The 19707-nt window shown below is 69.7% G+C and carries 19 protein-coding genes; 6 read left to right on the forward strand and 13 right to left on the reverse strand.

Annotated elements, in window-relative coordinates; all coding sequences use genetic code 11:
* Window positions 1-74: 74 nt before the first annotated feature.
* Window positions 75-1289, reverse strand: a complete 1215-nt coding sequence (locus tag M0R89_RS03300; RefSeq protein WP_248651144.1) for a TrkA C-terminal domain-containing protein — start codon at window positions 1287-1289, stop codon at window positions 75-77.
* The gene (locus tag M0R89_RS03305; protein ID WP_248651145.1) at window positions 1286-2542 is read right to left on the reverse strand and encodes a potassium channel family protein; all 1257 of its coding nucleotides are present in this window, start codon (window positions 2540-2542) and stop codon (window positions 1286-1288) included. The genes M0R89_RS03300 and M0R89_RS03305 overlap by 4 nt, the downstream gene beginning before the upstream one ends.
* A gap of 125 nt (window positions 2543-2667) precedes the next feature.
* Between M0R89_RS03305 and M0R89_RS03310 the strand changes: the two genes are divergently transcribed.
* The 3 genes from M0R89_RS03310 to M0R89_RS03320 all read left to right on the forward strand — a co-directional run bounded on the left by M0R89_RS03310 (window position 2668) and on the right by M0R89_RS03320 (window position 6461).
* Window positions 2668-3834, forward strand: coding sequence for an NAD-binding protein (locus M0R89_RS03310; protein ID WP_248651146.1), 1167 nt, complete (start codon window positions 2668-2670; stop codon window positions 3832-3834).
* A 115-nt stretch (window positions 3835-3949) separates the two neighbouring features.
* Window positions 3950-5323, forward strand: coding sequence for a TIGR00341 family protein (locus M0R89_RS03315; RefSeq protein WP_248651147.1), 1374 nt, complete (start codon window positions 3950-3952; stop codon window positions 5321-5323).
* A gap of 97 nt (window positions 5324-5420) precedes the next feature.
* Entirely contained in the window at window positions 5421-6461 is a 1041-nt protein-coding gene (locus tag M0R89_RS03320) for an FAD-binding oxidoreductase (protein ID WP_248651148.1), read from the forward strand.
* A 164-nt stretch (window positions 6462-6625) separates the two neighbouring features.
* Here M0R89_RS03320 and M0R89_RS03325 read toward each other — a convergent pair whose 3' ends face one another.
* The 4 genes from M0R89_RS03325 to M0R89_RS03340 form a co-directional block, all read right to left on the reverse strand.
* Complete coding sequence (locus M0R89_RS03325; RefSeq protein WP_248651149.1) at window positions 6626-8476, reverse strand: alkaline phosphatase PhoX; 1851 nt, start codon at window positions 8474-8476, stop codon at window positions 6626-6628.
* 136 nt (window positions 8477-8612) lie between these two features.
* Window positions 8613-10118, reverse strand: coding sequence for an HPP family protein (locus M0R89_RS03330; protein WP_248651150.1), 1506 nt, complete (start codon window positions 10116-10118; stop codon window positions 8613-8615).
* Between the two features lie 79 nt (window positions 10119-10197).
* Window positions 10198-10929, reverse strand: a complete 732-nt coding sequence (locus M0R89_RS03335) for a guanosine phosphorylase (protein ID WP_248651151.1) — start codon at window positions 10927-10929, stop codon at window positions 10198-10200.
* 68 nt (window positions 10930-10997) lie between these two features.
* Window positions 10998-11369, reverse strand: coding sequence for an ArsR/SmtB family transcription factor (locus M0R89_RS03340; RefSeq protein ID WP_248651152.1), 372 nt, complete (start codon window positions 11367-11369; stop codon window positions 10998-11000).
* Window positions 11370-11535: 166 nt separating this feature from the next.
* Between M0R89_RS03340 and M0R89_RS03345 the strand changes: the two genes are divergently transcribed.
* Window positions 11536-12069, forward strand: a complete 534-nt coding sequence (locus tag M0R89_RS03345) for a DUF7509 family protein (protein ID WP_248651153.1) — start codon at window positions 11536-11538, stop codon at window positions 12067-12069.
* Here the strand turns inward: M0R89_RS03345 and M0R89_RS03350 are convergent.
* Both M0R89_RS03350 and M0R89_RS03355 read right to left on the reverse strand, forming a co-directional pair.
* Window positions 12066-12974, reverse strand: a complete 909-nt coding sequence (locus M0R89_RS03350) for an ATP-dependent ribose-1-phosphate kinase (RefSeq protein ID WP_248651154.1) — start codon at window positions 12972-12974, stop codon at window positions 12066-12068. The genes M0R89_RS03345 and M0R89_RS03350 overlap by 4 nt on opposite strands.
* A 193-nt stretch (window positions 12975-13167) precedes the next feature.
* Window positions 13168-13974 carry a DUF63 family protein gene (locus M0R89_RS03355; RefSeq protein WP_248651155.1) on the reverse strand — a complete coding sequence of 269 codons (807 nt, stop codon included), beginning with the start codon at window positions 13972-13974 and terminating at the stop codon, window positions 13168-13170.
* A 97-nt stretch (window positions 13975-14071) separates the two neighbouring features.
* Between M0R89_RS03355 and M0R89_RS03360 the strand changes: the two genes are divergently transcribed.
* On the forward strand, window positions 14072-15058 hold the full coding sequence (locus M0R89_RS03360) for a hypothetical protein (protein ID WP_248651156.1): 987 nt from the start codon (window positions 14072-14074) through the stop codon (window positions 15056-15058).
* Here the strand turns inward: M0R89_RS03360 and M0R89_RS03365 are convergent.
* On the reverse strand, window positions 15028-15591 hold the full coding sequence (locus tag M0R89_RS03365; RefSeq protein WP_248651157.1) for a DUF7553 family protein: 564 nt from the start codon (window positions 15589-15591) through the stop codon (window positions 15028-15030). The genes M0R89_RS03360 and M0R89_RS03365 overlap by 31 nt on opposite strands.
* Before the next feature lie 118 nt (window positions 15592-15709).
* Between M0R89_RS03365 and M0R89_RS03370 the strand changes: the two genes are divergently transcribed.
* Window positions 15710-16117, forward strand: a complete 408-nt coding sequence (locus M0R89_RS03370; protein ID WP_248651158.1) for an SPW repeat protein — start codon at window positions 15710-15712, stop codon at window positions 16115-16117.
* An 850-nt stretch (window positions 16118-16967) separates the two neighbouring features.
* Here the strand turns inward: M0R89_RS03370 and M0R89_RS03375 are convergent.
* Genes M0R89_RS03375 through M0R89_RS03390 form a run of 4 tightly spaced genes read right to left on the reverse strand, consistent with a single transcriptional unit; the run spans window position 16968 to window position 19703 of the window.
* The gene (locus tag M0R89_RS03375) at window positions 16968-17363 is read right to left on the reverse strand and encodes a PTS fructose transporter subunit IIB (RefSeq protein WP_248651159.1); all 396 of its coding nucleotides are present in this window, start codon (window positions 17361-17363) and stop codon (window positions 16968-16970) included.
* Window positions 17360-18991 (reverse strand): putative PEP-binding protein, encoded by a 1632-nt coding sequence (locus tag M0R89_RS03380; protein ID WP_248651160.1) that lies wholly within the window; start codon window positions 18989-18991, stop codon window positions 17360-17362. The genes M0R89_RS03375 and M0R89_RS03380 overlap by 4 nt, the downstream gene beginning before the upstream one ends.
* Complete coding sequence (locus M0R89_RS03385; protein ID WP_248651161.1) at window positions 18988-19251, reverse strand: HPr family phosphocarrier protein; 264 nt, start codon at window positions 19249-19251, stop codon at window positions 18988-18990. The genes M0R89_RS03380 and M0R89_RS03385 overlap by 4 nt, the downstream gene beginning before the upstream one ends.
* Complete coding sequence (locus M0R89_RS03390) at window positions 19248-19703, reverse strand: PTS sugar transporter subunit IIA (RefSeq protein WP_248651162.1); 456 nt, start codon at window positions 19701-19703, stop codon at window positions 19248-19250. Before M0R89_RS03390 ends, M0R89_RS03385 begins: the two co-directional genes overlap by 4 nt.
* Window positions 19704-19707 lie beyond the last annotated feature (4 nt).

A 19707-nucleotide genomic window follows, 5' to 3' on the forward strand; every position in this document is an offset into this window, starting at 1 on the left:
CAGGTGTAGAAATATATGCCCGCGTCAAAGAAACGCAAATACACGTTTAAGAAATATATTCCTGTCTCGACGGGCTACTCCTGCCGAGGAGCAGTCGTCGAACCGTCCGCGCGGGCGGCAGTCCCGCCGTCGGCGCTCGCCGCGGCCTCGACCTTCCGGAGGCGGTCGGGCCGGGCGACCACGTAGAGGGTGTCGTCGGGCGCGAGCAGGCGGTCGTCGCCCGGAATCGTCTCGACGCCGTGGGCGTCGCGGACCGCGACCACCGTCGCGTCGAGACTCCCGACCGGCGCGCCGACCAGCGGACTGTCGGCCGCCAGCGTGACCGCACCGACCGTCTCGTCGGCCGCCCGGAGGTGCGCGGAGAACTCCCGGTCGGCGCGGGGTTCCGACGGGAGCGTGACCAGTCGGTACTCCGCGTCGAGGTCGAGGTCGGCGGCCGCGTCGGCGTCGAGCGCCAGCGTGGCGGCGTCGCCGACCGTCGCCCGGAGTTCCGCGGTGGCGACCCGCTCGGGGGGACCGGCGTCGGCGGCCTCGTCCGCCGGGTCGTCTCCCGACGACTCCCCGCGCCGCCAGACCTGCACGAGGTCGCCCGCGCTCGCGCTGAACGCCGGGTCGGCCCGGACCGCGACGGCGACCGTCCCCGGCGCGAGCGTCGGGCCGAGACCGACCGCGCGACCGCCCGCCGCGAGGTACTCGACGGTGCCGTCGTCGGCGATTTCCGCGTCCACGTGGCCGACGCCGTAGTCGTCGCGGAGTCGCGCGACGAGGCGCTCGCGGAGTTCGGCGACCGTCAGCCCTCTGGGGAAGCGCAGCGTCGCCCCGCTCAGCGTATCGACGGTCTCGGCGTCGAGCGGTTCGTAGCCGTCGATGTCGTCGATTTCCGCCGGGAGTTCGACCGTGACGAACCGGCCGACCGACCGGACGAGTCGGCCCACGTCGCCCTCTCCGGCCAGCGAGAAGGCGTCGGCGATGACCCGCGACCCCGACCGCGCGCCGACCGCCGCCGCGCCAGCGCCGAGGACGAACGCGGTGACGTTGACCGCCACGACGTCCGGCGGCGGCACGGTCTCGCCGGTGCCGAGGAACTGCCGGAGCGCGGTCGTGGTGTTGAGCCACCCGCCGACGACGCCCAGACCGACCAGCACCGCGAGGCCCTCGGGAATCTCCTCTCGGGCGTACGTCCGGTAGAGCGCCCCGACGCCGGTGGCGACGACGCCCGAGAGGACCGCGAGGCCGACGACGCGCGCGACCGCCACCGCCGGGCGCTCGACCGCCGCGAGGAGGCTCATCCGGCCACCTCCGCGAACCGGTCGAGCGCGCCGCGGTCGCCGACGACGTAGAGGAGGTCGCCGCCCGCGAGACCGGTCGTACCGCGGGGCGCGACCGTCCACTCGCCGCCGCGCCGGAGCGCGAGCAGCGCCACGCCGTGGGTCTCGCGCAGGGCCGCCGCGCCGAGCGTCGCGCCGTCGAGCGGACCGCCGCTCCCGAGTTCGACCCGCCGGATTCGCTTGCCGTCCCGACGCAGCAGCGAGAGGAGTTCGAACTCCCGGCGGGTGCCGCGGGCGCGGACCCGAATCTGGGCCGACTCGGTGCCCAGCAGGGTCTCTGCGTCGCGCCGCGGGACCGCGACGGTCACCCGACCGTCGCCGCCGGTCGCCTGCCCCGCCGACCTGCTCGCGGTCGGGCGGGCGGGCGGGTCGTCAGCGTCGGCGGCCCGTCCGGAGTCCGCCGGCGGTTCGGCCTCCGACCCGCCGCCGACCGGCGTCGACCCGTCCGTCCCCGACCGGGCGCTCAGGACCGTGCCGGTCACGTCGCCCTCGGGCGTCGAGAGCGCCACCTCGTCCTTGCGGGCCAGTCCGGTCGGCACCAGCGCCTCGACCGACACCGCGCGCTGGCCCGCCGGGACCCGCCGCGAGAGCGCGCCGACCGGCGGGGCCGCGCTGACGGTGGCCCGACCGCGCGAGTCGATGCCGACCGTCACCTCCGCGAGGTCGTAGTCGGTCCGGAGTCGGTCGGCCAGCCGCGTCTCCAGTTCCGAGAGCGGCAGGTCGGCGGGGAACGTCCACTCGCCGTTCCGAATCGTCGCCCGGAGGTCGTCGGGGAGCGGCGGGTACCCCTCCACGTCGCCGACCTCGCCCGCCGGACGGACGCGAATCTGGCCGAACCGGCCGACCCGCTCGACGGCGTCGGCCGACAGGCCGCGCTCGCGGAGGCCCCGGAGCGTGAGTCGCCGGGGGAACTCCGCGCCCATCCGGTCGCCCTGCGCGTGGGCGTAGAGGGTCGCCATCATCACGACCAGCGCCGACACCAGCGCGGTCGGCGAGGTGACGAACTGGGGGTCGAGCAGGCCGAGGAGGCCGCCCTGAATCCCGGCGATGGCGATGCCGAACACCAGCACACCGAACCCGGGAATCGTGACGCCGGTGAAGTACTTGAACGTGAAGCCGAGCGACCACGCGACCAGCGCGGGCACGACCGACGCGAGAATCCCGATGTAGAGACCGACGAGGAGGTCGACGAGCAGTGCGGGACCGAGAGCCATGCGTATGCTTTCGGCGAGACACACGACCCCTAAAGAACTACCGACGCGCACGGACGGGTACGTCACTCCGCTCGCGACCGCGGACGACCGACGGTTTATTGACGAAGACGGCGACAGGTACGGGCATGGAGGTGTCGTGGCGGAGACGGGTCGGCGTCCGCGTCACCGTGTCGCTGACGTTCGCGGTCGCGCTGCTGTCGATAGCCACCGGCGTCTCCAGCATCGGCTTCACCGCGGCCTCGACCCAGAACCTCTTCGGCGGCAGCATTCCCACGTGGGCCCAAGAGACCGCCGGGTTCACCGGCACGCTGACCGGCTTTCTGATGCTCGCCAGCGCGTTCGGGATGCGCCGGGGTCTCCGGGCCGCGTGGTACTCGTCGATTCTCCTGCTCCCGCTGACCGCGGTGCAGGGGTTGGTCCAGTCGAGTCCCTACTCCCTGCCGCTGGTGGTCGCCTCGCTCGCGTCGCTTCCGGCTATCCTGCAGAGCCGCCACCGGTTCGACCGCGAGGCCGACCTGACGACCTCGCAACTGGCGGCGCTCGCGGCGCTCGCGGGCGTGCAGATGTACGGGACCGCGGGAACGTACGCGCTCTCCGACCACTTCCAGAACGTGAACACGCCGCTGGACGCGTTCTACTACACGCTCGTCACGTCCAGCACCGTCGGGTACGGCGACCTCACGCCGACCACCCAGACCGGTCGGCTGTTCGGCATGACGGTGGTCGTCCTCGGCACCGCGAGTTTCGCCATCGCGCTCGCCTCGCTGCTCGGACCCGCAATCGAAGCACGCCTCGCCTCGGCACTCGGAAGAATGACTGAAGCACAACTCGAACTCCTCGAAAACCACGTTATCGTCCTCGGCTACGGCGACCTGACCGAACCCATCCTGAACGAACTCGACGGACACAGCGAGTTCGTGGTCGTCACGCCCGAACCACAGCGCGCGACCGAACTCGGCGACAGGGGGTTCAAGGTCCTCAAGGCCGACCCCAGCGACGAGGAACCGCTCCGGCGGGTCGGCATCGACGAGGCCCGCGCGGTCGTCGCCGCGACGAACAACGACGCCGAGGACGCGCTGGCGGTACTGACCGCCCGGCAGTTGAACCCCGACGTGCGCATCGTCGCGGCCGCGACCGACCGCGAGAACGTCGACAAACTCCGGCGGGCGGGCGCGGACTCGGTCATCAGTCCGACCACCATCGGCGGCCACCTGCTGGTGCGCTCGGCGCTCGGGAGCGACGGCATGGAGAGCATCGCCGACCGACTCTCGGGCGAGTCGCCGAAGCAGTGAGTCCGCGAGGCCGCGAACACGACCGGTCCGTCGAGGCTCCCGTCTCGACCCCGCCGAGCGGCGGTTCCACGCCGGGTTTCCCAAGGTTATTCAGGCCGGCGCGGAACCCCCAGACATGCGGCTCCTCCAGATAGTCGTACCCGTCGGCAAGCGCGACGGCGTCGAGCGAGTGCTGTCGGACAACGAGGTCGACTACTTCCTCACCGACGAGACGTCGGGGCGCGACTACGCGGCGCTCGTGTTCGTCCCGGCGGGACCCGAAGACGTGGAGGCCCTTGTGGACGAGCTTCGAGCGATAGGCATCGAGCGGGAGGGGTACGTGACCGTCGGTAAACTCGAAACGGTGCTGTCCGACCGGTTCGAGCGCCAGCAACACGACGGACCGACCAACGGGAGCGCCGTCGAGGAGACCGACGGTCGAATTGCACGGGAGGAACTCCGCGCTCGGGCCGCGGCGGTCGCGCCGATAACGCCGAACTACGTCGTCTTCACGGTCGTGAGCGTGATTATCGCCACGGCCGGTCTGCTGATGAACAGCGCCGCCGTGGTCGTCGGCTCCATGGTTATCGCCCCGCTCATCGGTCCGGCCATAGCTGCGAGCGTCGGGAGTATCCTCGACGACGACGACCTCTTCCGGACGAGCGTGAAAGCGCAGTTCGTCGGCCTGCTCATCGCAGTCGCGAGCGCCGCCGCGTTCGCTGGCCTTCTCCGCGCGACGGTGATGCCCCACGCCGACCTCCACCTCGTCGAGCAGGTCGCCGAACGCATCAATCCGGGCGCACTCGCTCTCGTGGTCGCGCTCGGCGCGGGCGTGGCAGGTGCGATATCGCTCACGTCCACGACGAGCGTCGCGCTGGTCGGGGTCGCCATCGCCGTCGCCCTCATCCCGCCGGCGGCGACCGTCGGTCTCGGAATCGCCTACGGCGACCTGACCGCCGCCGTGAGCGCCGGAGTCCTCGTCCTCATCAACGTCCTGTCGATCAACGTCGCGAGCCTCGGGACGCTCTGGTTCCAGGGCTACCGGCCGGAACACTGGTTCGCCGAGCAGTCGGCCCGGCGAGCGGTCGCTCGGCGCGCGGCCCTGCTCGTCGCCGCCGTCCTCGTACTCTCGTCGGTGCTCGTCGTCACGACCATCAACGTCTCGGAGAACACGGAATTCGAACGGACTGTCGCCGAGATAACGTCCGAGACGGACGCTCGCGTCCTCTCGACCGACGTGTCGTACCGGATGGAGCTCTTCCTCCGCCACCCCACCACGGTGACGGTTCGGACCGTCGGCGGTTCGACGAGGACGGCGGCCGCCCTCCGAGAGCGAATCCGAACTCGGACGGAGCAGGACGTGACGGTCGTCGTGCTCCGTGAGAACGGGGAGGTCTCGACGGCGCGACCGTCTCGCTCGTCGTCGACGGCCGAGTTCGCGCGGCCGAACTCGCCGACGGTCACCGCGCCCGGCCTCGACGGCCGCCACCTGACTGCAGGAGTCGCGTAGCCCAGCGGGCGGCGGAGCGAACCGGAGCGCGGTCCGGCGGACGCGACGCGAGTGGGACTATCGCCACGTATTTCCAACTCCGATTCCGGCGTTGGATATGGTCGCACCGGTACGAGAACACGAGTCCCAGCACGACGCCATCGCCGACCTCCCCCTCGTCACCCGTTCTGCGCGCGTCACGGAGGTCACCAAGATGGACAGGAACCGGCGGTCGGAGGTCACCGACGCGGTCACCCGGTGGCTCGAGGAGCGCGGCGTCGCTCCCGAGTACGGTCCGGTCGAGGGCCCCGACGACTGCCGGCGGCTGTCCGCCCGACTCGGCCGCGACGGCCACCCGGCGCTCGCCCGGCGCATCGCGACGCTCGCGGAGCGGGTCGAGCGACCCGAGCCGATGCTCACCAGCGTTCGATTCCGAACGGAGGAGGACGTCGATTTCCTCGCCGGCCAGTACGTCGGTCTCCGGTACGGCGGCACGTCGCGGGCGTACTCGTTAGCGAGTGCACCCGCGGAAGACGAACTCGAAATCTGCGTCCGGCGCGTTCCGGGCGGGCGACTCTCTCCGCGACTCTGCGAGGAACTGGCCGTCGGCGACGAACTGACGGTACGCGGCCCGTACGGCGAACTGGTCCTCCAGGACAACTCCCCGCGGGACATGGTGTTTCTCGCCACCGGAACGGGAGTCGCACCGTTCAAGAGCATGATAGACCACGTCTTCGAGACTGGCCGCGACGAGCACGCGGGCGAGACACGGGACGTCTGGCTGTTCCTCGGAGCGGCGTGGGAGGACGACCTCCCGTACCGAGAGGCGTTCCGCGAACTCCACCGGAAACGGGAGAAATTCCACTTCGTGCCGTGTCTGAGCCGCGAACCCGTCCTCTCGGAGTGGGACGGCGAGACGGACTACGTCCAGCACGCGTTGCTCAAGCACACCGACTCGGCGGCCGTGACCACCGGGATGGGCGAGCGACTCGAACGTTGGCTTCGGTCGCGTCCGCGGTCCGGCGTCAAGGCCCGTATCGACCCGGCGAACGCCGAGGTGTACGCGTGCGGTATCAACGCGATGGTTCACGGCCTCGTGGAGGCCGTCGAACGACTCGGCGTTCCGGAGTCCCGAATCGAGTCCGAAGGGTTCGGATAAGCGTACTCCGAGAGGCCGAGTCCGACGTCGCCTGGTGCGTACCGGCCGACCCCGCTTAGGTGCGGTTCCGTCTGGTGATTCCGCCCGGGTCAGTCGCCCGAGGGCGTCGGCGACGATGGCGCTCGTCGAGAGAACCGCTGGACGAGGGCGGCGATTAGACGACCCTACGAGCCACCGCCCGTTCGCTCCCCCTCGCCGGGGTCGTAGAGCCACACCATGTTGTTCTCGTGGAACTCGCTGTCCTCGCCGACGACGACCCGGCCCTCGCCGGTCACGAGCAGGTTGTCCGGGTTGGCGATGGCGTTCTCGGGGTCGACCTGTCCCTGCATCGGGGCGGTCCCGAACAGGGCCGCGCCCGAGTCCGGCCCTTCCGCCGCTTGCTCGCCCTCGTCGTCCTCGCGGGTCGGATTGAACGCGCAGTCCCGACAGACCGTGCTGGCTGAGTCCGGGCGGGCGTCGTAGGGACACCCGCCGCAGATGTTGGCGTTCGGGCCGCCGGTCACGACCGGTTCCATTCGGCTCACGTCGAAGCTATCGTCGAGTTCCATGCGGTAGACCGCGCCGTAGTCGTTGCCCCGCAACTGGATAGTGCCCTCGTCGTCGGCCATCGTCTCGTTGACCTCCGACATCGCGACGTAGAGGTAGTCGCCGGGTTCCGCTCGGCCCGCCTGCGGGAACTTGACGGTGATGCCCTCCATCTTCCGGAACTCGTCGGTCGCGCCCTTCGCGGCCGCGGCCTTCCGGGATTCGAGGAAGGCGACCCGGTCGTCGTCGGCGTTTCCGTTCGCCCACTGCTGGACCTGTTTGTCGGTGATGTAGTCGGCGTCTTTGCTCTCGTCCTGTCCGTCGTACTCGGCTATCCACGACTCGATTTCGGCCTCGTCGCCGTGGGCCAACTCCACCCATTCGAGGTCGAAGGCGACGTTCGCGGGGTCGTTACCCCGACCGGGCTTGGCTCTGGCGGCGTACAGCGTGCCCGACGAGAGGTCGCCCGCCGAGTCCGCCACGAACTTGAACAGGACCGTCCCGGTCCCGTCGTCGCTCATGTAGGCGGTCTTCCGGTCGGGCATCACCACCGCGTTCTCGTGGGAGAACCGGCCCATGGCGAACCGCTTTTCGGGCGTCGGGTCGCTCGACTTCGGTTCGGTTATCTCGACGACGTAGCCGTACCGATACGGGTTCCCCCAGTAGCCGAGATACTCGGCCATCCGGCCGTCGCCGTTGCCGTAGGTCTCCTGCTCGGGGTCGTACCACACGTCGGCGGGCGGTTCGTACTCCTCGGAGGACAGCGGCGTGCCCCACGGCGAGACGGTGCCGAAGCAGTTGGTCCACGTCCCCTCGACGGGTCGGAAGTCCACGTTCATCGCGTCGGTGACCTGCCACGCGGCGGCCCCGGGTCGGCCCCGGCGCTCGACCCGCATCCGGGTCACGAGTCCGGGCGACCGCTCCCAGTTGGTGAACAGGTAGCCCGCCCGGTCGCCGTCGCGGACGAAGCCGTTGAAGTCGGGCCACATCCCGTCGGTCATCGGTTCGCCCGCCGCGGAGTAGACCACGCCGAACCCGTCGCCGGAGTTGGGAACCCGGTCGCCGCCGTTCATCAACGGCTGATAGCTCCCGACAGCGGTCCGGACGCGCTCGCTTTCGATTCGACTGTCCGGAACCTGTACGCTCTCGAAGTCCGACGGCAACTCGTCGATTCTGGCCCCGACGAGCGCGCCCACCGTGCCCTCGTCGTAGGGCAGGACGTTGTCCTCGTCGGGATGCTGGACGTTGAGGAACAGTTCCCCGTCGGTCGTCAGAAACAGGCCGGTTATCTCCGCGCCGAGGACCGTGGTCGCGAGTCGGTTCAGCGTCGACCCCGACTCGGCGTCGCTCCCGCCGCCGTCCCGCCCGCTCCCCTCTCCGTCGCTCCCGCCGCCCTCCTGTGCGTTCGCGGCGGCGGTACTCGCCCGACTCCCCAGCGCGAGCGTCGCGAGTATCGCCACCGCGTCGCGTCGGTCGTAACCCGTGCGCATGAGTAACGCGCACCACGGTCGGCGGGATTAGGCTTTCGGATGAGTGTCGGCGTTCTCACGTAACAACGAACGCAGGACAGCTTTGAGACACGATGAGAAGATTATGGGTAAATTCATTGTCAGGTAGGCTTCGCGTTCATCCCCGGTGGACGATGGCCACGTCGCAGTCGAGGTCGTGGATGCGCTCGAACGTCGGCGGCGAGACGAACCGGGAGGCCGCCGACCGGTCGGTGCTCGCGCCCATGATGGTCAGGTCGTAGTAGGCGTCGTTGGCCCCCAGAAACGACTCGATGGACGACCGCGAGACCCGGGTCTCGAACGACCCCTCGAACGCCTCGACGAGGTTCGCCAGCGTCGTCTCGGCCGCCCGGCGCTCGTTCTCGCGGTCGATGCAGGTGCAGACGCTGACCCGGCCCGACCTGCCCGCGACCCGGCGGGCGAACTCTATCATGGCGTGGGCGGTGTCGCCCGCGCGCCGGACCGGCACCAGCACGCGCTTCCAGCGCTCGCGCGACTCGTCGGTCGGGCGGAACGCGATGGCGTCCAAGTTGCTCCGGAACAGGCCCCGGACGAACGACGAGAGGCCGCCGTTCTCCTCCTCGTAGGGCGCGACCACGAGGTCGCAGTTGGCCTCGCGCGCGGTCTTCAGGACGGTCCGCGAGCGGTCGGGTCCCTCGCCGACTACGACCACCTCGCAGGGGACCCCGACCTTGGTCTCGATACGTCTGGCCTCGGCTTCGAGGCGCTGGGCCGACTCGTCGGCGACCTGCACCTCCTCGGTCTCCACGTCCTCGGTCGCGGCCAGTTCGGGGTCTACCAGTCGCGTGTCGGCCTCGCCGGTCGGGACGCTCATCGTGCGCTCGGCCGCCTCGACGGCCGTCTCGTCCACCACGTCGAGCAAGACCACCTTCCCGGCGTCGTGGGCGGCGGCGAGTCGCGCCGCGAACATCGCGGTCGGTCGGTCACCCTCCGACCCCATCGGAACGAGGACGTGGTCGTCGCCCTTCGTGGACTGATAGAGGTAGCGCGACCGGCGCTCGTAGAACTGCCTGCGCCAGACGTGGAACGCCGCGGCGACGATGGTGCTGGCGACGAACACCGACCCGACGTACTCGATGAAGAACGACTCGACGGACTCCGGCGCGCCGAACGCCGGCGCGATGAGCGCCAGCAGGGCCGTCGAGAACGCCGACGGTTCCTCGAAGTCCAGCGCCCACGTCACCCCGCCGGTGAGGAAGATGGCCAGCGCGGCCTCGAACGGCGAGACGAACAACCCGCCCGTGCCGAGCGGGTCCCGGAGCATCGTGTGGACGCCGACCCAGACGGCCACGGTTCCGCAGAGCGCGCCGGTCGTGAGTCCGCCGACGAACTTCGTCGGCGAGGCGTAGGTCCCCTCCGGGTCGGCGAACAGCGTGTAGGTCCCCGACGCCAGCGGCGGGAAGAGGACGAACGGCAGGACGTCCACCGAGTTCGAGACGGCGGTCACGAGCGCGATGAGCAGCGGAATCAAAAGCAGGACCGAGAGGTGAATCAGATTCGCGGTGTGTTCTATCCACCGGCGGAACTCCCGGACTTCCCGGCGCTCGAACCGACGAACGCGCCGGAGCGCGTCGAGATATCGCGCGCGCAGACCGTCCAACATTACCGACACGTCGGCCGCGGGGCCTCAAATATCTGTTCGCTCGGACCCCGACCGAGGGCGAGTACGGAGCGGGCGCGTCCTACTCGGCGAGGTCCACGACCGCGTCGAGCGTGATTCGAATCGCGCGCTCGACGTTGTTCTTGGCCTTCTCTGGGAGTTCGTCGTCCTCGGTCTCGCCCTTCTGGGTTCCCTCCACGAGGTTGCCGTCCACGGTGCAGATGGCTCCCGCACGCATGCCGCGCCGGCGGGTCAGCGAGAAGACCGCCGCGGCCTCCATCTCGACCGAGAGGATGTTGGCCGCCTCCCACTCCTCGACGTACTCGTCGGTCTCGGCGTAGAAGGCGTCGTCGCTGGCGATGGGACCGACGTGAACGTCCTCGTCGTTCGCCTCGGCCGAATCGACCAGCGCCGAGAGGACGCCGTAGTCGGGCACCGCGGGGTACTCGACCGACTCGTATCGCTTGCTCGTGCCCTCGTTCTTCGCCGCGCCCGTGGCGACTATCATGTCCCCGATTTCGATGCCCTCCTGCAGCGCGCCGGTCGTGCCGACCCGAATCACGGTCTCGACGCCGACCTCGTGGAGTTCCTCGACCGCTATCGCGGCGGAGGGACAGCCGATGCCGGTCGAGCAGATGGTGAGGTCGGTGCCCTCGTAGGTCGCGTTGACGACCTTGTACTCGCGGTTCTCGGCGACGACTTCTGAATCGTCACACAGGTTCGCGATGCGGTCCACCCGGCCGGGGTCGCCGGGGATGAGCGCGATGTCGTTCAGGTCGCCCTCTTCGACGAGGAGATGGGGCTGTTTCGCCATGCGCGTGGCTTCTGCCGAGAGGGAGAAAAAGCGTGCGGGTTCGTCGGCGGGACGGGGACGATAGCGTCTCAGGCGTATCGGTCGCGAGCGTCCCACTCGGTCCGGATGAGTTCGCCGATGCCGTGTTCCATCACTGCTTCGCCGAGCGAGGTGGCGACGTAGTAGGAGTAGAGACCGTCGGCTCCGCGCTCTTTCTCGACCCGGTTGGCCACGACGCCGACCTCCACGAGCTTGTCGAGGTGGTAGTGGAGTTTGTTCGAAGGCACGTCGAGCGCGTCGGCGAGTTCCTTCGCACTCGTCTCGCCCTCCCGAAGGAGTTGCGCGACGATGCGATAACGAGTCTCCTCGCTGACCGCTCGCTGCATGGCGAGGTAGTCTTCGAGTTCGAGGATGCTCTCCTCGGGGAGCTTCGGAGGGTCGTAGCGTTCTGCTTTGGCCATGGTCGTGCTAGATATGTGGGTGCGGAGTGACAACCTGATGCGTCGGGTATGCACTAACTATGCGCTTCATATGCTAGTAAAGGAGGTGCATACTTAGTGCTTGCTGAGTCAATACTCACTGAATACGGCGGGCTTTATATTCTCGCAGCTTTTAGAGACGATACGAATGCGAGACCGCCTCCTGAACACCCTCGAACCGACCTCCTATAGACGTTTTCTCGTCTACGTAATGGGACCGTACAAGTCCCACATCGGTGAAAACAAGGAGATGTTCGCCTTCCTCGAAGGCGTGCGCGACGACCTGCGGCGGGAGGGATTCAACGCCTTCCTCGCAACCGACCCGGACATCCCGCTGGACGAGATGGACGCCGGGACCCAGACCCTCGAATTCGCTCGTGCCAGCAACGTCGTCCTGTTCGTCGTCCCTCACCGCGGCAAAAATCTCGGCGTCGGTATCGAAGTCGGCGCAGTTCTCGAAGACATGACCGATCGCCAGCGCGAGCGCATCCTCCTCGTTCACGAAGACGGAGTTCGGAGCGCGATGATCGCTGCCGTCGGCGACCGGTGGAACGTAGACTTGCGAACGTTCGACGACGAAGACGACTTACTCGAAGAGACGAAGCGGTTCATCGCCGACGTAGTGCGCAAGGAAGACACCGGAGAACTTCCGTTTCCTCCCGGAGAAAACGCCGATTCCTAAAACCGCTCGTCCAGAAACGCCTCGACTTCCTCGAACGACGGCGCGGTCCGCGCGCCCTCCTCCATCGCCGCCAAGGCCCCGCACGCGTTGGCGAACTCCAGCGCGCGCTCGTAGTCCGCGTTCGGACCGAGGACGCCGCCCTCGCGCAACAGCACCGCGAGGAATCCGGCGGCGAAGGCGTCGCCCGCGCCCGTGGTGTCCACGACTTCGGCGTCGAACCCCGGATGGTCGAACGAGGCGGCCGGGGTGTCGACCTGCGCGCCGTCTTCGCCGTGCTTGATGACGACCACGCGGCCGTGGAGTTCCGAGGAGGGGTGTTCGAGGTCGCTGTCGAGCAGCGCCCGTGCCTCGCGGTCGTTGAGGAAGACGACGTCGGAGTAGGCCAGCGCCTCGGCGAAATCCCGTTCGGCGAGGCGTCTCCCCGGGTCGAAACTCACGCTGACCCCGGCGTCGGTCGCGGTCCGGGCGAGCGCCGCGGCGGTGTCGGGTCGCTGGCTCGTGAGGTGGAGGTGGTCCGCGTCAGAGACGAACTCGGGGTCCACGTCGCCGGGCGTGACGGCCTCGTTGGCGCCCTCGTTGCCCAGCACCATCACCTCGCCGTCGTCGTCCACGATGAGATACTTCGTGGTCGTCTCGCGGGCCTCGACCTCCAGCAGGTGCGAGCAGTCCACCCCGGCGTTCCGCAACCCCCGGCGGACGAACTCGCCGGTCTCGTCGTCGCCGACGCTCCCGACGAGTCCGGCGTCGAACTCCATGCCAGCCAGCGCGACAGCGACGTTGGCGGCGCTCCCGCCGCCCGACCGACGCTGAGAGTCGATGCGGGCCTCGCCGTCGGGGTTCGGGAGGGCGTCGACCCGCAGCGTCACGTCCCAGTTGACGTGGCCGGCGGTGACTACCTCGACCATGGCTGGCGACTGTAGCGGCGATTTGCGAACGACATACCGCCACGGTATGCACCCGCCCGTCAAAACGCTGGTGGGTTCTATAGGTCGGAGCGATTGAGAACGACCGTCGGCGCGACTTCGTCGGCGCGACTCCGCAACGACACGCGAATTCGCGACGCTGCGTCGATGTCGCGGGACTTCCGGGACCCCGCGCTCACCCAGTCACCACGAACAGAATCAGGTTGTGCGCGCCCGGACCGAGACCGACCGCACCGACCGCGCCGAGGAGCAGGAATCCCTCGCGGGGGTCCTCGCGGACGAAGTCCGCGAACAGAATTACCACGGCCTCCGCGATGACGAGTTTCACGAGGACGAACAGCCACCCGACGCCGAACGTCTCGGCGGTCGGGAGCGATGCCGCCACGTCGAGGACCGCCCGCGAGACCGGAGTCCGCTCGCCGAACCCGAGCAGGTCTACGCCCACCGCGGTCGAGACCGCGTCGAGCGAGTGGCCGAACAGCGCCAGCGCGCCGGTCGCGCCGGTCGCCGCGGTCACGCCCGGACGCGACCATCTTGTCGCGGCCCAGAGCGCCCCGGCGAACAGGAGCGCCAGCAGGAGGCCGACCAGCGGCCAGAACAGGCGGAGTCCGTTCTCGGCACCCCGAGCGAGCGCGTAGGCGACGACCCCGCTCGCGGCCAGCACCCCGACCGCGACCACCGGACGCTCGGGGTCCGCGGTCGCGTGAATCCCGGCGAGCCAGACCAGTCCGGCGACGACGAAGGTAGAGAGGTAGACTGAGGGCGTGCCCAGCAGCGGCGCGACCGCTTCGGGCACCCACTCGAGGACGAACAGCGCGTGGAGGCTCGACCCGACGACGACCCACGGCGCGAGCGCGAGGACGATGCGGTCGGAGACGTGCGGGTCCGACCGGGCGAGCGCCCCGCCGACCAGCGCCACCGCCGCGAGCAGACCGACGAGGTACGGGAGCGGCGGGAGCGCGAACCCCTCTGGAAGCACCATGCCCGATACGGCGGAGTGGGAGGCCGAAAGGCTTGCGATACGCGCTACCGCCTGATTCGACAGAAGACACTTATCGGAATCGGGTAAACCGCCGCACATGCGACGACGCGCCCTCCTCGCCTGCTCCGGGACCGCGCTCGCCGGTCTCGCGGGGTGTCTCTCCGGGTCGTCCGGGGAACCGACGACCGACGCCGACGAGAACCGGACGACCGATGCGACGACCGAAACGACCAACGGAACCGCACGGACCACGAGCGAGACGACCGACGAGACCACGGCGACGGCCAGCGTCTCGGTCGCGCTCGACGCGCTCCAACCCGCGCTCGTGACGATGAACTCGCCCGACTCTATCGCCGCCCATCCGACCGACGGGCAGTACCTCTTCCTCGACGCGACGACCGAGGACGGCGCGCCGCCGGCCCGCGAGGAGTTCTCGTTCCGGTTCGCCGGCAGCGAGTACGCGCCGGTCTCGATGGACTGGCCGCTCCGGGCGTGGCGAGTCCGAAGCGGACAGACCGAGGCCTACGACGCGGCTTCCGGCCGGGGACTGCTCTTGTTCGAACTCCCGGCGTCGGCCGGCGCGGCCGACGGGACTACCGGAACCGGTGCGACTGATACGGCTAACGGGACCGACGCGACTGCCTCGACCGACGCGGCCGACGCCGCTCTGACGTGGCCGGGCGGAGAGTGGCGTCCCGACTCGCGCGTCCGGCGGCGACTCGCCGCGCCCGACCCGTCGTTCTCGGTCTCGGTGGAGATTCCCGAGAAGGTCTCCGTCTCTGACTCGCCGACGATTAGGGCCACCGCGGAGAACGAGAGCGACGTGCCGGGACGGTTCGTCGCCGCACTGAACCGCGCCGGGCCGGCCGTCGCCCACACGCCCGTCCAACGAATCTCGATTCTCGTCCCCGCAGGAGAATCGAGGGAGTGGGAGTTCACCGACGCGTCCATCATGGCCGACGAGGCGGACGAGTACGCCGGCGACGACGGCCCGGACATGACGTACTACTTCAGCTGGGCCGACGGGAGCGCGAGCCGAGACGTTCGGTACGTTCAGGACGCTCGCACGACCGACACCGCATAGTGGGTCGCGTCGCTCGGTACGTCGACCTCCAGTTCGATCTGTCCCTCGGTGCCCGCTTCCAAGTCGAACGCCGGACCGCGGACCGACTCCAGTTCCTCGCCGTCCCCGTCGTAGAACCCGACGACGGGGACTACCTCGGCGTCGTCGCCGCTGTTGGCCACCGTGGCCGTCAGCGTCACCTCGCCGACCGGGAGGACGCCGTCGGCCTCGGGTTCCTCGTGCTGGCGGACGCCCGAGTCCACGACCGCGAGGTTCGGGTCGGTCTGGTCGAGCGACTCCCGGTAGATGTGGAGTCGGTTCCGAGCGGACCGGACCGCGCGAGTCGCCTCCTCGTCGTCCAGCAGTTCCTCGACCCGGAGCAGTTGGTTGTCTATCTCGTCCACGACGCCTTCCCGGTCGGCCCGGTCGCGTTCGCCGAAGGCGTCGAGGCGGTCGCGCACCGTCTCGAAGTCGTCGCTCACGTCGGCGTCGGCCTCGTCTTGTGCGCGCCGCAAGTCGTCTCTGATGTCGATAATCGGCGGTATCGAAGCCACGGTCTCCCCTCCCCGGAACTGCGGGCGCGACCGGGAAGTGTTCTCCGGCCGACGACCGGGCACCGCTCAGCCGTTCGGCTTATCCTGTTCTACGCCCAACTAGATTCGGGGAGAAATCATGAGCGAAAGCACAACTACGAACGGCGACAGCAACGCGAGCGGCTACATCTCGGCGGCGACGGCCATCATCGGCGCGTGGATAGTCGTCTCGGCGTTTCTGTACGCACCGCCGGCGGCCAACTTCTGGAACGACATCATCGTCGGTGCCGCAATCGGTATCATCGCGGGCTACAACGCCGTCAAGGCCGACGACAGGGAAGGTATCAACACCGGCGGGGCATCGCTGGTCGCGTTGCTCGGCCTCTGGATGGTCATCGCACCGTTCATCTTCGAGACGGTCTTCGAGGGCGCGTTCTGGAGCGACGTGGTCAGCGGCGCGCTGGTCGCCATCCTCGCGGGCTACAACGCGTATCAGTCCCGCGGGACCGAGCGACGGACCCGTACTGCCGAGCCCGAGACCCGGTAATCGTTCGACGTTTTTGCGGAACGTCAGTCAGACACCGTTTTGGCCGGAAGCACCGCTCACAGCGGTAGCTACAGCAGTTAGGTCCCGGAAATCATATCGCAATATGAGATTTATACGGTCCCTACTATCGTCGCTGGAACGGGTGTCGGCGGTCGTCGCGCCATTTTCCGTTCGACCGTCGGGCCATCGTTTCCGAGCAGGTCCGGACATCGCTGTAAAAACGAAACAAAACCGGCCGGGAAGTCGGCGAGACGAATCGAACAGTTTCCACCTCACGTACGCCCGGCTAACGACGAACATCGACTACGGTTACCCCGGACGACGCGGAGTCCGGAGGACGGTGGAGAACCGTCGCGGGCGACAACTGGAACAATTCGGTGTTTTCCGTAGCGCCTCCCCGAAGTTCGGCTTTGAAATGGTCCGGGTCGAGACGGCAGTCCGACCTGCGGTCGCCGCGACGGCCGTCGGACGCCGTCGCCGAGTTCGAGCGTCCGGCGACCGGAAGACACCGGCGCGCGAGAACTGGAAGCGTCGACCTACCCGTAAAGCCACTCCACTGCGGCGGTCGGTCGAACGGCATCCCGTGGTTGCGAACCCCCGAATGAGAGCGATGCGACTCCGGACGGACTCATCAGGAAGAATTAAACTCATACAAGCTATATAGAATCCTCGTCTCGGTGCGACGCTGCGTCGGCGAGCGGAACGTACCGTCTCGACACAGTAGGGTCGCCGTTCGGAGTCACGGAGTCCATCAGCGGTTTGGAGTCCACCGGTGGATTCGAGTCGCTATCGCGCAATCGCAAATCGATAAAACGGAGAAACTAGCAACTTCGTCCGCGCTCGCGCCGGCCTAATCCAGTAGTCGGCGGAGTCCGTCGAGGAGCCCTCGACTCTCGCCGTCCGCCGCGTCGTCGCCGACGCGAACGGTCTCGGGCTTTCCGGCCCGCCCCAGACCGACGGCCCGCTCGACCAGACCCTCCGGGTCGGACACCGCGGTTCCGACCGGGGCGACGACGGTGGGGAGGTCGGCGAAGCGGTCGGTGTCGACTCGCACGTCGGCCGCGACGATGGCGGCGTCGGCCCGCGCGAGGTCGTCTTCCCCGATTTCGTTCTCGGTGCCCATCGCGCCGTGGACCTCGACTTCGAGGTCGTGTCCCGCGTCGGTCGCGGCCCGAGTCAGCGACTCCGCGCCCATCTGACTGTGGGCGATGCCGGTCGGGCACGCGGTGACGGCGACGAGTCTCATGGGCCCTCGTTGAGCAGCGAATCCACTTCACTCTTCGTACTCGCCGCGGTCGCGCGCTCGGCGAGGGTCGCGGCCGCGGGCAGGTCGACGCCGTCGAGTCGCCGCTTCAGCGCGGGCACCGCGTCGGGCGCGACGCTCAACTCGGTCACGCCGAGTCCGACCAACAGCGCGGCGAACTCGGGGTCCGCCGCCGCTTCGCCGCAGCACCGCACGGGGACTCCCGCGTCGGCCGCCGCGGTGACCGCCCGGTCGATGGCGCGGACCACGGCCGGTTGCGCGACCGACGGGTCGGCGTCGCGCGTCGTCCCGAGGACGTGTCGCGAGAGGTCGTTCGTGCCGAGCGAGAGCGAGGCGACCCGCGACGCGAGTTCGGGGGCGAGTTCGACGGCGGCGGGGGTCTCGACCATCGCACCCAGCGCGGGTCGCTCGTGGGGAACGCCGGCGGCCTTGAGTTCGTCGGTCGCTGCGTCGAGGTGGTCGCGCACCGCCGTCACCTCCTCGACCCGGGTCACGTGCGGGAGGACCACGGTGAGGTCGCCCGCGCCGCGGGCCGCGGCCCGGCAGAGCGCCCGGAGTTGCTCGCGGTGGCGGTCCGGGGCCGCGAGCGACCCCGCGACGCCGCGAGGAGCGGTCCCGTCCGCTCCGGGGAGCGGCTTGTCGCCCCCGAAGTCGAACGTGCGTATCGCGACCTCGCCGTCGGGAAATCGGTCGAGCGCCGCGGCGTACGCCTCGGTCTGGGCGTCCTCGTCGGGGACGCCGTCCGACCGGAGCGCGAGGAACTCGCTCCGGAACAGGCCGACGCCGTCGGCCCCGCGCTCCCGAGCGGTCGCCGCCTCCCGCGCCGACCCGACGTTCGCCGTCACCGCGAGCGGCGTCCCCGACGCCGCGCGGACCGCGTCCGGAGCGGCCGCCTCGGTCGCGCTCGCGTCGTCGGGCCGCGGGTCGAGCGTGACGCGGCCGGCGGCGGCGTTCACGCCGACGCGAGCGCCCCGCTCGACCGCCTTCAGCGCGTCGCCGACGCCGACCACGGCCGGGACGCCGCGCGACCGGAGGATTATCGCGGCGTGGCCGGTCCGACTCCCCGCGACGGTCGCGACGCCGGCGACCCCGGCGGCCGCAAGGCGGACCGCTCGTCCGGGGTCGAGTCGCTCGGCCAGCACCACGGCGTCCGCCGGCAGGTCCTCGCCCGAGCGCCGGGGTTCGCCGCGGAGCGCCCGGAGGAGTCGCCCCCGGAGGTCGCGCAGGTCGTCGGCGCGGGCGGCGGTCTTGCCGCCGGTCTCCTCGAAGGCCTCTATCCAGTCTTCGAGCGCGCGCGCGACCGCCCGCTCGGCCGGGTCGCCGTCCGCGAGGGCGTCCTCGACGCGCTCCTCGAACGCCGGGTCGAAGAGGAACGTCTCGTGGGTCGCCAGCACGTCCTCGGCGGCTTTCCCCACCGCCTCGGCCGCCCGGTCGCGCTCCTCGCGGAGTTCCTCGACGGTCCGAGCGCGCGCGCTCTCGAAGCGGTCGCGCTCCGCGTCGGGCGAGCGGTCGGTCGGGCCGGCGTCCGGCGTCTCGTCGGGTCCCGCCAGCCACACCGCGGGTCCGGTCGCCGCGCCCGTCCCGACGCCGACGCCGTCGAGGTCGGTCACGGGTCGGCCTCCCCGACCAGTACGTCGACGACCGCCTCGACCGCGGGGTCGGCGTCGTCGCCCCGCGCCCGCACGACCACCGATTCGCCGGACTCGACCCCGAGGGCAGTGAGTTCCAGCGGACTGGCGGCACGCGCGGTCTCGCCGTCGTACTCGACCGCGACGTCGGCGTCGAAGTCGGCGGCGGCGTCGGCGACCGCCCGCGCCGGTCTGGCGTGGAGTCCGGTCTCGCGCGCGACCGTGACGCGGCGCTCGGTCACGCGACCGCCTCCCGAATCGCGTCCACGACGGTCCGTTCCGAGTCGGCCTCGGCGAGTCGCGTCCGGAACGCCGGGTCGGCGAGCGACCGCGAGAGTCGACTCAGCACTTCGAGGTGGTCCTCGTCGGCGTCTTCGGGCGCGAGCAGACAGAACAGCAGCGTCGCGGGGTCGCCGTCGGGCGCATCGAAGTCCACGCCGCGGTCCGACCGCGCGAACGCGACGGTCGGGGCGGTGACCGCGTCGGTCCGCGCGTGCGGGACGGCGACGCCGTTTCCGAGTCCCGTCGGCGTCGACGCTTCTCGCTCCAACAGCGCGTCGCGCGCCGCCGACCGGTCGGTCACTCGTCCGGCGTCGACCGCGAGGTCGAGTAAGAAGTCGATGCAGGCCCGGCGCTCGGCGGGCGGTTCGTCGAGCGTGACGAGCGCGGGAGCGACGAAATCCTCGGATGGCATGTCG

Origin of the sequence: Halorussus limi, from assembly GCF_023238205.1 — an archaeon.
Lineage (GTDB): Archaea > Halobacteriota > Halobacteria > Halobacteriales > Haladaptataceae > Halorussus > Halorussus limi.